Annotated in this window: 17 protein-coding genes; 15 read left to right on the top strand and 2 right to left on the bottom strand. The window is 63.4% G+C overall.

The features are described 5' to 3' along the window. Positions 1 to 62: 62 nt before the first annotated feature. From A0J57_RS00985 to A0J57_RS00935, 11 genes are all read left to right on the top strand, one after another. Positions 63 to 914: a fumarylacetoacetate hydrolase family protein gene (locus tag A0J57_RS00985; RefSeq protein ID WP_044662255.1), complete on the top strand. Its 852-nt coding sequence runs from the start codon at positions 63 to 65 to the stop codon at positions 912 to 914. A 52-nt stretch (positions 915 to 966) separates the two neighbouring features. Further along, entirely contained in the window at positions 967 to 1923 is a 957-nt protein-coding gene (locus tag A0J57_RS00980) for a VOC family protein (RefSeq protein ID WP_044662254.1), read from the top strand. Positions 1924 to 1928: 5 nt separating this feature from the next. Next, positions 1929 to 2669, top strand: a complete 741-nt coding sequence (locus tag A0J57_RS00975) for an alpha/beta fold hydrolase (RefSeq protein WP_076605697.1) — start codon at positions 1929 to 1931, stop codon at positions 2667 to 2669. Next, positions 2666 to 3442, top strand: coding sequence for an SDR family oxidoreductase (locus tag A0J57_RS00970; protein WP_044662252.1), 777 nt, complete (start codon positions 2666 to 2668; stop codon positions 3440 to 3442). The genes A0J57_RS00975 and A0J57_RS00970 overlap by 4 nt, the downstream gene beginning before the upstream one ends. Before the next feature lies 1 nt (position 3443). After that, positions 3444 to 3998 carry an NADPH-dependent FMN reductase gene (locus tag A0J57_RS00965; protein WP_044662251.1) on the top strand — a complete coding sequence of 185 codons (555 nt, stop codon included), beginning with the start codon at positions 3444 to 3446 and terminating at the stop codon, positions 3996 to 3998. Positions 3999 to 4060: 62 nt separating this feature from the next. Beyond that, positions 4061 to 5224 carry an acyl-CoA dehydrogenase family protein gene (locus tag A0J57_RS00960; RefSeq protein ID WP_044662250.1) on the top strand — a complete coding sequence of 388 codons (1164 nt, stop codon included), beginning with the start codon at positions 4061 to 4063 and terminating at the stop codon, positions 5222 to 5224. A gap of 9 nt (positions 5225 to 5233) precedes the next feature. Continuing rightward, positions 5234 to 5692, top strand: a complete 459-nt coding sequence (locus A0J57_RS00955; RefSeq protein ID WP_044662249.1) for a hypothetical protein — start codon at positions 5234 to 5236, stop codon at positions 5690 to 5692. After that, the gene (locus A0J57_RS00950; RefSeq protein ID WP_044662248.1) at positions 5689 to 6078 is read left to right on the top strand and encodes a MaoC family dehydratase; all 390 of its coding nucleotides are present in this window, start codon (positions 5689 to 5691) and stop codon (positions 6076 to 6078) included. Before A0J57_RS00955 ends, A0J57_RS00950 begins: the two co-directional genes overlap by 4 nt. A gap of 20 nt (positions 6079 to 6098) precedes the next feature. Next, positions 6099 to 6653, top strand: a complete 555-nt coding sequence (locus tag A0J57_RS00945; RefSeq protein WP_235600742.1) for a VOC family protein — start codon at positions 6099 to 6101, stop codon at positions 6651 to 6653. Between the two features lie 14 nt (positions 6654 to 6667). Continuing rightward, on the top strand, positions 6668 to 7507 hold the full coding sequence (locus A0J57_RS00940; protein WP_235600741.1) for an alpha/beta fold hydrolase: 840 nt from the start codon (positions 6668 to 6670) through the stop codon (positions 7505 to 7507). Continuing rightward, entirely contained in the window at positions 7504 to 8259 is a 756-nt protein-coding gene (locus tag A0J57_RS00935) for an SDR family NAD(P)-dependent oxidoreductase (protein WP_044662245.1), read from the top strand. The genes A0J57_RS00940 and A0J57_RS00935 overlap by 4 nt, the downstream gene beginning before the upstream one ends. 15 nt (positions 8260 to 8274) lie before the next feature. Here the strand turns inward: A0J57_RS00935 and A0J57_RS00930 are convergent, their stop codons facing one another. Continuing rightward, entirely contained in the window at positions 8275 to 9333 is a 1059-nt protein-coding gene (locus A0J57_RS00930) for a hypothetical protein (protein WP_235600740.1), read from the bottom strand. Positions 9334 to 9418: 85 nt separating this feature from the next. Further along, positions 9419 to 9943 carry an ester cyclase gene (locus A0J57_RS00925; protein WP_017180908.1) on the bottom strand — a complete coding sequence of 175 codons (525 nt, stop codon included), beginning with the start codon at positions 9941 to 9943 and terminating at the stop codon, positions 9419 to 9421. A 160-nt stretch (positions 9944 to 10103) separates the two neighbouring features. On the opposite strand from A0J57_RS00925, the gene A0J57_RS00920 reads away from it, so the two are divergent. From A0J57_RS00920 to A0J57_RS00905, 4 genes are all read left to right on the top strand, one after another. After that, a complete protein-coding gene (locus A0J57_RS00920) occupies positions 10104 to 10559 on the top strand; it encodes a nuclear transport factor 2 family protein (RefSeq protein WP_044662243.1) in 456 nt (151 codons plus the stop codon). Between the two features lie 37 nt (positions 10560 to 10596). Then, on the top strand, positions 10597 to 12933 hold the full coding sequence (locus A0J57_RS00915; protein WP_044662242.1) for a membrane-bound PQQ-dependent dehydrogenase, glucose/quinate/shikimate family: 2337 nt from the start codon (positions 10597 to 10599) through the stop codon (positions 12931 to 12933). A gap of 141 nt (positions 12934 to 13074) precedes the next feature. Continuing rightward, positions 13075 to 13518 (top strand): nuclear transport factor 2 family protein, encoded by a 444-nt coding sequence (locus tag A0J57_RS00910; protein ID WP_044662241.1) that lies wholly within the window; start codon positions 13075 to 13077, stop codon positions 13516 to 13518. Further along, positions 13511 to 14512: an NADP-dependent oxidoreductase gene (locus A0J57_RS00905; RefSeq protein ID WP_044662240.1), complete on the top strand. Its 1002-nt coding sequence runs from the start codon at positions 13511 to 13513 to the stop codon at positions 14510 to 14512. The genes A0J57_RS00910 and A0J57_RS00905 overlap by 8 nt, the downstream gene beginning before the upstream one ends. Positions 14513 to 14529 lie beyond the last annotated feature (17 nt).

Below are 14529 nucleotides of genomic sequence, written 5' to 3'. Positions count from 1 at the left end.
TATTTCATTCAATTCCATGCCGTCGGTTCAGCGGGTTGGACAGATTCTCAGGAGGTTTGCATATGCGGTTGGCCAAGGTAACGAAGAACGGCGCAGTCGGTCTGGCAGTAGACACGGGCGCGGGCGTCAAGGCGCTGTTCGGCGATGCTGCCCTCTATGATCTGGATGCGCTGATCGCCAGCGGCGGCAGCGCCCTGACGGATGCCGGCGCGAAAGTCAGCGCAGAGGGCGAGGAAGTGCAGGTTGAAGACCTCACTTTCCTCCCGCCCCTCGTCAAGGCGCCCAAGATCCTCTGCCTGGGTCTCAACTACAAGGATCACGCGGCTGAAGGCGGATTCACCGTGCCCGAATTCCCGACGATATTCGGCCGTTTCAATTCGAGCCTCATCGGCCATGGCGCACCGATCATCAAACCGACCTGTTCCGATCAACTCGATTATGAGGCGGAAATGGTCGCGGTCGTCGGCAAGGGCGGCAAGAATATCAGCGAGGACGACGCGCTGTCGCATATCGTCGCCTATTCGGTGTTCAACGACGGTTCGATCCGCGACTATCAGCTCAAGACGCCGCAGTGGACGGTCGGCAAGAATTTCGACGATACTGGCGCCTTCGGCCCCTGGCTGGTAACGGCCGACGAACTGCCTGCGGGCGGTGCCGGCCTCAAGATCGAAACCCGCCTCAACGGCCAGGTGGTGCAGAGCGCGAACACCTCCGACATGGTGTTCGATGTCGTCGACACGGTCGCCCTCCTCTCCACCTGCTTCACGCTGGAAGCGGGCGACGTCCTGGTCATGGGAACCCCGTCGGGCATCGGCCTTGCCCGCAAGCCTCCGCTGTTCATGAAGGATGGCGATGTGTGCGAAGTGGAAATCGAGAAGATCGGCCTGTTGGTGAACCCCATCAAGGCAGCATGATCGAAAGGCCGGGCGCCGTTCTGTCGGCGCCCGGCCAGCCAAGGAGGGAAGGATGAACCAGAACAGCCCGTCGGGACGCCGCGCCAATAGTTTGGGCGTCCATTCCATCGATCATTTCGCGGTCGAAGTGCCCGATCTGGAAGCCGCGCGGACATTCTACACGCTCTTCGGGCTCGACGTCCGCGAGCGGGATGACACGCTGGAATTATATGCGGTCGGCAATCCGCATCGCTGGGCCGTGCTGAGCCAGGGCGGCGACGCCAAGCGGCTGCGCTATCTGAGCTTCGGCATCTATCCGGACGAAGCGGATGCCTTTGCCGCCCATCTCGACGGCTGCGGCGTCACCCGGATCGAAGCCCCCGAAGGCGCGGAAGCCGACGGCATCTGGTTCGCAGGCTTCGATGGCCTGCCGATCAACGTCCGTGTCGCAGACAAGGCGACGCCATCGGAAAAGAGCCATTTCACCTTCGTCAGCGCGGCGCCGGGCCAATCCGGCGCGATCCCTAACAGCAAAGCGCCCAAGGTTCATCCGCGCCGCCTTTCGCATTTCGCGATCTTCACGACCGACGTGAATGCCGCGATCGACTTCTATGAAAAGACGCTCGGCCTGCGCCTGTCCGACAAGAGCGAACCGGCCGTCGCCTTCCTGCACGGCGCCCATGGCAGCGATCATCATCTGCTTGCCCTCGTCCTTTCCGATCGACGGGGCATGCATCACAATAGCTGGGATGTCGGATCGGTAATGGAAGTGGGTCTGGGCGGCGCGACCATGGCCCGGGCGGGCTATGGCCCCAACTGGGGCGTGGGCCAGCATGTGCTGGGCGCCAATTATTTCTATTATGTGCGTGATCCCTGGGGCAGTTTCAGCGAATATTCGGCCGATATCGACTTCATTCCGCATGATGTCGACTGGCCGGCCGCCAACCATGCACCGGAGGACAGCATGTTCCTGTGGGGACCCGATCCGTTCCCCGAATTCATCCAGAACACAGAACCGGCGGAGGCCTGATCGTCATGACCACATTCCTACTTCTCCATGGCGGCGGCATGGGCGGCTGGACCTGGAAATATGTCCGCGAAATTCTGGAGGCCGGGGGCCACAAGGTCTACACTCCGACCTTCACAGGCTTTGGCGAGCGCGAACATCTGATCGGCCGCGACGTGGGCAATGCGACTCATGTGCGCGACATCGTGAATGTCTTCAAATATGAGGATCTGCGCGACGTTGTGCTGGTCGCGCACAGCTATGCGGGCACGGTCGCGCCTGGCGTGATCGCAGAGGTGGGCGACCGCATCGCATCCATCATCTATCTCGACGCCATCGTGCCCCGGTCGGGGGAACGGATCGCGTCCCTCATGGGCTATGTCCACGAAGACCAACTCGCTGCGCTGGATGCGATGCTCGAAGCGGGCGAAGGCCCGGTGGGGTCGGGCGTGCATGAAATGCAGCGCGCGGCGGCCAAGGAGCACCCCCATCTCATGGACCCGGCGCGGGAGAAATGGCTGCTCGACAATTTGTCGGACCAGCCGATGAAGGCGACCGCCTGCGTCATCCCCGTGGGCGCCGAAGTGATCGACCGGCCCGTCGACTATATCGCGGCGGCCGTCACGGTGATGACGGCGATGCACGACCGGGCGCGCGAACTGGGCTGGACCATCCATGACCATCCGGGCGATCACGCCCTGCTGGTGGGCGATCCGGAGGGAACGACCGACCTTATTCTGAAGATTTCCGGCGCGGGAACTCCGGCATGAATGCGGCTGAGCTGTTCTCGGTACAGGACCGCGTCGCCGTCGTCACCGGCGGGTCGACCGGCATCGGCCGCCATATCGCGACCGGTCTGACCGCGGCGGGCGCCACCGTCTATATCTGTGCCCGCACGCAGGCCAAGGTGACGGCGGCCGCGGCGGAGATTTCCGCCACGACCGGCGGTCGCTGCACCGGCCTGGTCGCCGATCTGTCGACGCTCGCGGGGATCGAAACTCTGGTCGCGGCGGTGTCCACCCGGGAACAGGCCGTGCATGTCCTAGTGAACAATGCCGGAACCATGGCCGACGCGCCCATCGACGATTATGGCGAGGACGAATGGGATCCGGTCATCGACCTGAACCTGAAGGCCCCTTTCTTCACGCTTCGGAAATTTCTGCCCCTGCTCCGCGCGGGCGGCACGGCGGAGCGCCCCGCGTCGATCATCAACATCGGTTCGGTCGGCGCGCTCAAGGTCGGGCCCAAGGAAAATTATGCCTATCAAGCCTCGAAAAGCGCCATCCACTGGATGGCGAAAGGCCTCGCCAAGCGGCTGGGCCGCGACAACATCACCGTCAACGTCATAGCGCCCGGTTTCTTCGAATCCGAGATGACCGTCATCACCTCCGACGAGATGCGCACGATGGTGGAATCGATGGTGCCCCGCGGCCGCGTCGGTACGCCGGAGGATCTGGCAGGCGCAGCCATCTATCTCGCCTCGCGCGCGGGCGCCTATGTCACCGGATCGGTCATCCCTGTCGAGGGAGGATTGTCGATCTGATATGACCCAACTTCATTTCGTCGCCATTGGCGGCACAATGCGCGCCTATTCCTCCACCGAGCGGGCGCTTCGCAAGGCGCTTGCCATTGCAGAGGAACGCGGCGCACGCACGACGCTGCTTGCCGGGGCGGATATCGACTTCCCGTCTTACGCGCCCGACAATCCGGATCGTCCGGATGCGGCACGACGCTATGTCGACATCCTGCGGTCGGCGGATGCCGTGATCATCGGATCACCTGGTTATCATGGCGCGATCTCCGGCTTTGTGAAGAATGCGCTCGATTATGTCGAGGATATGAGCCGCGACGAGCGTTGCTATTTCGACGGTCTTCCCGTGGGCTGCGTGGCGACGGCGGCCGGCTGGCAGGCCGCGGTCGCCACGCTCCAGCAACTGCGGGTGATTACCCACGCGCTGCGGGGCTGGCCGACACCGCTGGGCATCGCCATCAACACCATAGGCGGCGAAGGCGATCCGATCGACAACGCGCCTATCCCCGACCAGTTGGGGATGATGGTGGACCAATTGTTCAGTTTCTGCCGACGGCCTGCCCTATAGTTGGATAGGTTCGCAATGCATCTGCCGGGCGCTTAGTCGCAGTGCCACTAACGGGAATGACGATGGATTTTTCACTCACCGAGGAACAGCGGGCGTTCAGGGACATTGTCCGCCGCTGGGTCGATGCGGAAGCGCCCAAGGACTGGATGCGCGCGCTGGAAGCCGACGAAGAAAATTATCCCTATGCGCTGTGGGACAAGATCGCTGAGCAGGGATTTTTCGGGATAGGCATTCCCGAGGAATATGACGGGCTGGGCGGCGACGTCATGATTCAGATGATCTTCGCCCGTGAATTCGCGCGAACGGCCGGCGGCCTGCTGTGGGTCTGGGGCCTCACCTCCTTCGGCGGCGCGAAGACGATCGGTGCGGTCGGCACGGAGGAGCAGAAGAATCGCTGGCTGCGCCCCATGGCGCAGGGCAAGCTGCGCGTCTCGCTGTCGATGACCGAACCCGACGGGGGCACCGACGTCCTGGGCGCGATGAAGACCCATGCCGAAAAGGTCGACGGCGGCTGGAAGCTGAACGGCGCCAAGATGTGGACCACCGGGGCAAAGGCCGCCGACAGGCTGCTCGTACTCGCTCGAACTGATAAGAACGCGGAAAAGAAGCATCATGGCCTCACCATGTTCTTCGTCGACGCCAAATCGCCCGGCATCACCGCTTCCCTCCTGCCCAAGCTCGGCATGCGCGCCATGGGATCGTGCGAGGTTCATTATGAGGACGTCTTCGTTCCCGACGAGGACGTACTGGGTGAGCCTGGACAGGCCTGGTATGCGATGTTGCCCACACTCAATAATGAGCGGATCATGGTCGGCGCGCAATGTCTGGGCGCGATCGACGGGGTGCTGGAAGACGCGCTGGAATATATGCTGCAGCGCAAGGCGTTCGGCGGCATTATCGGCCGCTTCCAGATTTTGCAGCATTATGTCGCAGACATCGCGACATGGCAGAAGCTGACCGAGCTGTTGCTTTACAACGTCGCCTGGATGCAGAGCAACGGCATGCCGTGCGGTACCGAGGCCAATATGCTCAAGATGGTCGCCACGGAGAATGCCGTGAAGGCCGCGGACCTTGGCATCCAGATATTGGGCGGCATGGGCTATTCGGCGGAAACCGACATGCAGCGTTACTGGCGCGACCATCGGATCCTGCGGATGACGCCGATCAGCAACGAAATGGTGCGCAACACGATTGCCGAGAGCCTCGGCCTGCCGCGTTCTTTCTAAGGACCGACCATGAGCGATCTTGACGATCTTCCCCCTGCCCCCGACGCCGCCGGCACATCGCTCGATGGCGACAAGGTCTTCACCATCACGGCGGAAGAGAATGCCGCCCTGTGCCGGTCGACCGGCGTCGAACCAGCCACTGACGGTAGCGCTCATCCCATCTATTATTATATCGCCACCCAGGTCGCGATGGGCAAGACGGTGGCGGGCGTCTGCGAAGCGTGTGAATTCGATGTCGAGGATGGCCCGATGATGGGCAGCAGCGGCGTACGGTTCGATGCGCCGCTGAAGGTGGGCGAAAGCTACAAGGTAACGGGGGAGATACTCAGCCTGGTCCGCAAGCGCAGTCGTAAGCTGGGCGTCATGGACGTGCTGACCTATCGCCTCCGCCTGCACCTGCTCGATGGAACGCGGGTGCTGGAAACCGATAATGTGTGGGTATTGCCCCGCAAGGAGTTCGCCGCATGAGCCATGCCGTCGGAGACACGCTGCCGCCCTTCACGATCGAGAGCGTTAGCCCGCAAGCCATGAAGCAGTGGGCGGGGTTCCTCGCCGATCCCAATCCCATCCATCTCGATGTCGAGGTGGTGAAGGCCAAGGGGTTGGGCGACCGGGTCATCAACCAGGGCCCAATCAACGTCGCCTATATGATGAACATGCTGATGCGCGCCTTCCCGGGCGGACGGATCAAAGCGATGGATTCGCGCTTTCTGGACAATGTCTATGGCGGCGACCGGGCGGTGGTGACGGGCAGGATCGCTGCGATCGAAGGCAATGCCGTGACCTGCGAATTCTCGCTGGATGTCGATGGCCGCGGCACGGTCAATTCCGGCACGGCGACGGTGGAAATCTAAAAGATCAGAGGAGAATAGCAATGCCTAGCGGACCTTTTGCCCATGTGTGCATGGTCGTGCGCGATCTGGACAAGGCGATCGAGGATTGGACCAAAATCCTGCGCGTGCTAGATCCTGCGTCGCTGGAAGAACGCCTCGTCAAATATGACGAATTTTCCAGCGGCGACGACGCCGGCATGAAGTGGGCGACCTTCGTCAACAATGGCGGCACGGAAATCCAGTTCATTCAGCCGGCCCCGGGCACCCCCATGGGCGATCGCCTCGAAAAGGTGGGCGAGCATGTCCATCACCTCTGCTACGCGACCGACGATGTGCCGGGCGCGATGGAAAAGCTGAAGGCGGAGGGGCTGCACCTGCCCGGCGGCGGTCAGACCTTCAACGATCCGGACATGACATGGCAGAAATGGAGCTGGGTTGGCCATAAGAGCACCCATGGCTGCCTGATCGAGGTCGCCTCGCCCTATGAGAGCCGCAACGACGGCAAGTGGCACCATGCACCCGGCAAATTCGCCTATAAGGGCCCCGGTGAGCATCCGTCATTCGCGGAAATCGTCCCGCCGGTCGCCGCCGAGTAATGCAGGCGCCCGGTATGACTGTTCCCACGCGGATAAGCGTGCCGGGTGACGGGCTGGAGATGGTTGCGGACGCCTATGGCGACCCTGCCGCGCCGCCCGTCTGCTTCTTCCATGGCGGCGGCCAGAGCCGCCGTTCCTGGGCCGGGTCTGCCAGGCGGGTGGCGCGGGCCGGCTATTACGGCCTGACCTTCGATCTGCGCGGCCATGGCGACAGCGGATGGGCCGCCGACGGCGACTATCTGCTGGAAGCCTATGGTCGCGATGTCGAGTCCATCATCCAGGCCTTCGACAGGCCGATCGCGCTGGTGGGGGCCTCGCGCGGAGGCCAATCCGCGCTGGTCGGTGGGTCGCGCCATGCCGATCTGGTGCGCCTTATCATGCTCGCCGACGTCGCGCCCTATATGGTGGATGACGGCGTTGATGACATTCGTGGCTTTTTCCGCGCCAGCGACTCCGGTTTCGCATCGCTGGAGGAAGCGGCCGACGCCCTTCACACCCATCTGGGCCAGCCCCGCCTGCCTGACGTTTCCGGTCTCGCCAAATCGATGCGCAAAGCGGATGGGCGGCTGTTCTGGCACTGGGATCCCCGCACGACGGCGCCGGAATTTCTGCATCCCCCGTCGGAAGGGGAAGCGCTCATCGCCGCAGCGCGCCGCGCGCAATCGCCTCTCGTGCTTGTGAAAGCAGAGCTGAGCGAGATCGTCTCGGACGAAAGCGTCCGGCAATTTCGGGCGCTCGCCCCGCAACTTGAGGTTGAGATCGCCCACGGCGTCGGCCATATGTTCACCGGCGACCGCAATGACGCCTTTGCCGATCGCCTGCTCCACCACCTCGCACTTCATCTGCCGCTATGACGAAGGGCGCGGCTTTCGTCGTCGGCGGGACAGGCGGCCTTGGCAGCACGATCTGCCGACGCCTTTCGACCGAATGGGATCAACTCGCCATCGGCTATCGGTCCAGCCGGGAAAAGGCGTCGGCGGTTGCGGCGTCCCTGCCAAACAGCTCATGCGAGACGCTGTCCGTTGCCTGCGATCTTTCCGATCGCGCCTCGATAGAGACCGGCATCCGCGAGACGGTCGAGCAATTCGGCGCCATCGGCACGATGGTCTTCGCCAGCGGGGTCGACATCGCCCAGCCCTTCGTCAGCCAGATCAGCGAGGAGCAATGGCGTGAAGTCATAGAGATCGAACTGGTCGGCTTCACCCGTATCGTGTCCGCCACCCTGCCATATTTCCGCGCTCAGGGCTTCGGCAATTTCGTCACCGTCGTTTCGGTCGCGAATTACTGCTTCCCCCCCGGCGACGCCCTCTCCTCCGTGCCCAAGGCGGGAATGGAAGCGCTGGGCCGCGCCATCGCCAAGGAGGAAGGCCGTTACGGCATCAGGGCGAACATGGTCGCTCCGGGAATCATCGACGCCGGGCTTGGCGCAGAGTTCCTCACATCGCTCTATTCGCCGGAAATCTGGGAAACGCAGCGCAAACGCATTGCCCTGCAACGCTTCGGCAGCGGCGAGGATATTGCCGAGGCCGTAGCCTTCCTGGCTTCGGCCAAGGCGCAATATATGACTGGCCAGACCCTGATCGTCGATGGCGGCTTCAGTCTCTGAAGCCAACGGCCGCGCTCAACCCAGCCGCCGCTGCGCCGCGACGCCATCGCCCCAATTGTGAATGCGCTCCCAGAAGCGGACGCGGGTCGGCGCGAAATTATGCATGTGCGCCATCCGGGGACAAATGAAGAGCTGGATGTCTTCCGCGCTTTTATAGGCCCGGGGCTCGCCCAATGGATCCGGGACAACGTCGCGCTCGCCCACCGCGATCAGCACGGGGACGCGTACGACCGCTGCTTCGAGCGCCACCGCGCCCGGCGCGACCATATATACGCCGCAAGGCGGCGTGGTCGCCGAACGCCATTCGGGCAGCGGATCGACCAGTCCTGCGGACGCCATCATGTCGAGCGTGACGATATCCGCAGGCTCGTCATCATGGTGGAAGGACCATTGGAAAGGATGCTCGCCTGCCCTTGCCGCCGCCTGGAGCGCTTCGGCGTCGCCCAGCTTCACGCCCGGAGCTTGAGCCAGCGCCGCCGCGTTCAGGACATGCGGGGCATCGAGCGATGAACGGCGCGAAATCCAGGGCCACGCGGCGGGCGGCTGGCGCGGCCGGGTCGGCACGACAGTATGGACGCCGCTATAGCCCAGCACGCCGATGCCGTGGAATGTCTGGTGATTGCCCTGCGCGACGACCGTGAAGCATCCGCCCATCGACTGGCCTATGCCAAGGCATGTGGCGTCGACGATCGGGTCCAGTCCATCGACGAGCGTGCCCGCTTCCAGCCGGGCCATGACCTGGCGCACCATCGCGTCGTTGGCCGCCGCCACATTATCGAGATTGAGGGCATTGCCTTCCGGGATGGTGGACTCGCCAAATCCCAGATGATCGCAGGCGACAAAAATCCATCCGCGCTTGCAATGGAAACCCGCTTCCCCGCCGCCCGACCCATCCGGCATGTCGAAGCTGTAATAGCGCCGGCAATAGCCCCCGCCGGGAAAAGCGAAGCAGACGGTCGTGGGATTGGCCAATGCCGTCATATCCGGAAGATGAACCGTGATCGCCACATGGGCGGCAATGCCGAGGGCCGCCGCCTCGCTGACATCGATCTTCAGTTCGACTGAGCGCTTCATGCCCTTGCTCATCCTTCCATTCCAAACACCGACGCCCTCCTTCGCCGGACCGGCGCGCCCTCGCCGCGCCGGTCCGGCCTGTCGGTCACTTATAGGGGTCGACGGGCTGGGGAACGTCGATGACTTCCAGATCCTTCAGCATCGTCAGCACGTCGGAGATCGAATAGATATGATCGATCTTGTCGCCCCGGAAGCGCAGCCACGAGAACCACAGGACGTTGAGGTCGTTGCCGGTGGGTTGAACGCCCATATAGGGACCGCCGGTATGTTTGCCATGATGATGGCACAGTACGCAGATCTCGTCCTCGCCGCGGCCCCAGGCCTTCAGCGTGCGATAGATGCTGGGCGGGAAGGTCTTGTAGAGGCCCTGCGGCGAGGTCTTCCACACATGATAGGTGCCAAGGTCGGGCCGGTTCGGGTTGTCGTAGGTCATCGTGTCGGTATTGAAGAATGCGTCCATTCCGTCCCAATCGCCGCGATTGATGACTTCATGCAGGTCCATCCAGTGATTGACCATGAACGCCTGCCGCTCGGTCAGCCCGGCTGTGATGTCTGCCCGCTTCTCCTTGGACAGGACGAAATCGGCTTCCGTGAACGGGGCGAGGCCCATAATAGTCTCCTTGATCAAAAACGGTCCGCGGGATCGGTCCCGAGGGCTGTGGTTTCTTCCCCATAGCCACCGCGCTCGGCACCTACCTAATGGAAGGCGGCGAACCTCCTCCTCTGTGCCAGCGGAGATTCTATAGAATGAGTGAGACGGAGGAGAGGCCATGACACTGACCCTGCAGGAGATGTCGGACCGGTTCGAAATTCAGGACCTGATCGTAGGCTATTGCTACGCAGTGGATACGCGCGACTGGGACGCGCTGGACCGCTATTTTACCGACGATGCGGTGATCGACTATTCCGAAATGGTGGGCGTGGTCGGAAGCCTTGCGGAAATCAAGGCATTTCTCTCTGCAAGCCTGACGCCGATCCTGGCCTTTCAACATGCCGTGTCCACCACCCAATATCAGATCACGGGCGACCGGGCGAAGACCAAAACCGCCTGCTACAATCCGATGACGGTCAGCAATGGCGAAATGACCGATACTTTGGTCTTCGGTCTCTGGTATCATCATGAATTCGTCCGCACCGCGCAGGGCTGGAAGATCAGCCGCCTCTATGAACAGAAGTGCTACCGGATCAATGTGCCGGACTGGCTCGCGGCCCAATTGCCCGCCTGATTGCTTTCCAAGCCTTTTGGGATTTCGAGGGGAGCCGATGCGCCGCTTTCTGAACATGCTGTTCGTTCTGGTTCTGCTCCTCGCGGGCCTGTCGCTGCTCTGGCTTGGCGGGCAGCTCGCGCTGCTCGGCGGGTCGATCTGGTATTGCGTGTCCGGCCTCGTCATGACGGTCACCGCGTTTCTCGGCTGGCGTCGTTCGCCGCTCTCGATCACCCTCTTTTGGACCTTTCTCGTCGCCAATCTGGGCTGGTCGCTCTGGGAAGTTGGACTGGACGGCTGGGCGCTGGCGCCTCGGTTGGCCATGCCCGTCGCCATGGGCTTCTACATGCTCACCCCCTTTTATCGGCAGCATGTCGGGCTTGGCCGTCCCCTGCCCGCCGCCCGCGCGCTGTGGCCGGCTCTTCTCCTGCTCGTCATAGGCGGCATCGGCAGCGCTTTCTGGGCGGATCGTTCGCCGTCAGCGCCCAGCACGCTCTGGGGCGCCGCACCTGCACGAGCAGCCGATGGCGACTGGGTCGCCTATGGCAACGACCGGGGCGGGTCGCGCTACTCGCCACTTGCGCAGATCACGCCCGCGAATGTCGGCAATCTGGAAAGGGCGTGGACCTACCACACCGGCAAGCTGACAGACGGCAAGCAAGGCACCGCCTTTCAGGCCAATCCGCTCAAAGTGGGCAATCGCCTTTTCCTGTGCGCGGGCAATAATGATGTGATCGCGCTCGACCCCGAAACGGGCCGACAATTATGGCGGCACCAGCCCAAGACCGATCTGGCCGGCGTCTATGGCCTCGTCTGCCGCGGCGTCACTTATTATCGCATCCCGCAAGCCCAGGGCGACTGCGCCGAACGCATCTACACCGCGACACTCGACGCGCGGCTGATCGCACTCGATGCCGCCACCGGCAGGCTATGCCCCGGCTTCGGGCAGGGCGGACAGGTCGATCTGAAAACGGGACTGGGCACGATCGACAAGGGCTATTATTTCGTCACCTCGCCCCCCGCCCTCGTGCGCGGCCGCCTCGTCCTGGGCGGCTGGGTGATGGATGGTCAGAAAATCCGGGAGCCTTCGGGCGTGATCCGGGCGTTCGATGCCGTCACGGGCGATTTTTCCTGGGCCTTCGACATCGGCCGCCCCGACGATCACGGCCCGCCGCCGCCCGGCGGCGTCTTCACGCCGGGCACACCCAATAGCTGGGCGCCGATGAGTTCAGACGACAGGCTGGGCCTCGTCTATGTGCCCACGGGGAACGCTACGCCCGACTATTTCGGGGGACATCGCACCGCCAATGACGATCGCTATTCCAGCGCCGTGCTGGCGCTCGACGCGGAAAGCGGGGCGGTGCGCTGGTCCTTCCAGACGACCCATCATGACCTGTGGGACTATGACGTGCCCGCCCAGCCCACGCTGGTCGACCTCCCGGGCGGCGTGCGCGGCCTGCTCCAGCCGACCAAGCGTGGGGAGATTTTCTTCCTCGACCGGGCGACTGGCAAGCCCATTCTGCCGGTGGAGGAACGCCCCGTCCCGCAGGGCGCCGTTCCCGGCGAACGCCTTTCGAAAACCCAGCCCTATTCGGTCGGCATGCCCAGTTTCGGCGGTCCGCGTCCGACGGAAAAGGGCATGTGGGGCCTGACACCGATCGACCAGGCGATGTGCCGCATCCGCTTCCGCCAGGCCCGCTTCGACGGGGACATGACCCCGCTGTCCACCGAGCATCCAACCCTCACCTGGCCCGGCTATCTGGGCGGCATCGACTGGGGCGGCGTATCGGTCGATCCCGGGCGCGGCCTGATGATCGTCAACAACAATCAGGTCGGCAACTATAACCGCCTGATCCCCCGCGCCGTTGCGGACCGGCAGGGCATCAGGCCGATGACCGCCGCCCATATGAGCGATGTCGGTGGCCCCGTCGCCCAGATGGGCGTGGCCTATGCCGCCCATATCGCGCCCTTCCTCTCCCCCCTCGCCATTCCGTGCCAGCAGCCCCCCTATGGCCGAATCAACGCGGTAGACCTGAAGACCGGCAAGCTGGTGTGGAGCCGACTGTTCGGCACCTCGCGCGACAGCGGCCCGCTGGCCCTGCCGACCTTCGTGCCGATTCCCATGGGTGTGCCCAATATCGGCGGATCGGTGGCGACCGCGAGCGGCCTCACCTTCATCGGTGCGACGCAGGAGCATATGTTCCGCGCCTATGAAACCACGACCGGCCGGTTGCTGTGGAAGGCGCGCTTGCCGGCGGGTGGCAACGCCTCCCCCACCACCTATTGGTCGAATGCCAGCGGACGCCAGTTCGTGGTGATCGCCTCGGGCGGACACGGCGCCATGCTGTCAGGTGCGAGCGATGCGTTGATCGCCTATGCCCTGCCCAAGCAATAGCGGGGAGCGAGAAACGGGCGCCTCAGCACTAGCCAAGTAAACGCGACGAGTCGCGGGAAGATGCCGCCCGATCCTATCCTTTGGCGGGCAAGATTGGCCTAAGGGGCTTTATGTTTCTTCGGGAAACAAGGGGAGGAAAACATGTCTGCACATGGCGGTCTGGTGAGACGCTTGCCCGTCGGCGCCGACGATGAACGCGAGATCAAACATGTGCTGCTGCGTTACGCCACCAGCATCGACACGCGGGACTGGCCGCTTTTCCGGACCTGCTTCGCCCAGGATTGCGAGACCGATTACGGCAGCTTCGGACATTGGCGCGGGCCGCGTGAAATCGCCGAATATATGGCCGATGCGCACCGCCACATGGGGCCGACGCTGCACCGCATCACCAATATCGTGATAGAGAAGCGCGACGACCAGGTGCACGCGCGCAGCTATGTCGACGCAATCCTGCCGGAGGCGGCCCAAGGCGGCGTCACCCATCGCGCGGCCGGCTATTATGACGATTGCCTGGTCCGCACATCGGACGGCTGGAAGATTTCCCGTCGAAAGTTCACCATGGTCAAGGCAGGGCTGGATGACTGATCTCAACCGTCAGGTCCTGTTGACGTCGCGTCCGGCGGGAATCGCGCAGGCGGAAAATTTCGCGATCGGGCATGCGCCGATCCAACAGCCCGCGCCGGGCCAGATACTGGTGCGCAATCATTATCTCTCGATCGAACCCGCCATGCGCGGCTGGATCGCCGATGCGGGCAATTATGCCGTGCCCGTCGCCATCGGCTCGGTCATGCGCAGCCTGGCGTCGGGCGAGGTGGTGGCCTCTGCACATCCCGACTATGCTGTCGGCGAGTATGTGTCCGGCTGGTTCGGCTGGCAGGATTACGCCTGTGTCCCAGCCGATGAGGTCGTGCAGCGCACCACCGCGGCCGAGATGCGGGCGTCGCTAGGCATTCTGGGCATCAACGGCATGACGGCCTATCTCGCGCTCACACTGGTCGGCCAGCCCCGCGCAGGCGAGACCATCGCGGTATCCACGGCGGCCGGTGCCGTCGGTTCGGCCGTCGGCCAGATCGCCCACATCCTTGGTTGCCGCACGATCGGCATCGCGGGCGGGCCGACCAAGGTGCGGCGCTGCGTGGAGGAATATGGCTATGACCGCGCCATCGATTATCGGGCCGGGAACATAAGCGCGGCGATCGCCGAACATGCCCCGGAGGGAATCGACATTTATTTCGACAATGTCGCAGGGGCGATCAGCGACTCGGTTCTGCCGCATCTGGCCCAACGCGGGCGCGTCATAGTGTGCGGAACGGCATCGATCGACCGCTGGGATCCATGGCCTATGGGGCCGCGCGTCGAACGGCATCTGCTGGTCAAGCGCGCCCGCATGGAGGGCTTCGTCATCTTCGACCATCTCGATCGCTATGCCGAAGCGACGGCACAATTGCGGACATGGATCGCGCAGGGCCACCTCACCTGGCGCGAGGACATACTGGAGGGGATCGAGGCCTGCCCCGACGCGCTCGCCGGTCTTTATCGCGGCGAAAATGACGGCAAGCGGCTCATCCGTCTCGTCTGATCTGGGAAGAGGACATA

The sequence above is a fragment of the Sphingobium sp. 22B genome (assembly GCF_001580035.1).
GTDB classification, from domain to species: Bacteria; Pseudomonadota; Alphaproteobacteria; order Sphingomonadales; family Sphingomonadaceae; genus Sphingobium; species Sphingobium fuliginis.
The sequence above is the reverse complement of the archived record's forward strand: the minus strand, read 5'-3'. Positions and strand labels throughout refer to the sequence as shown.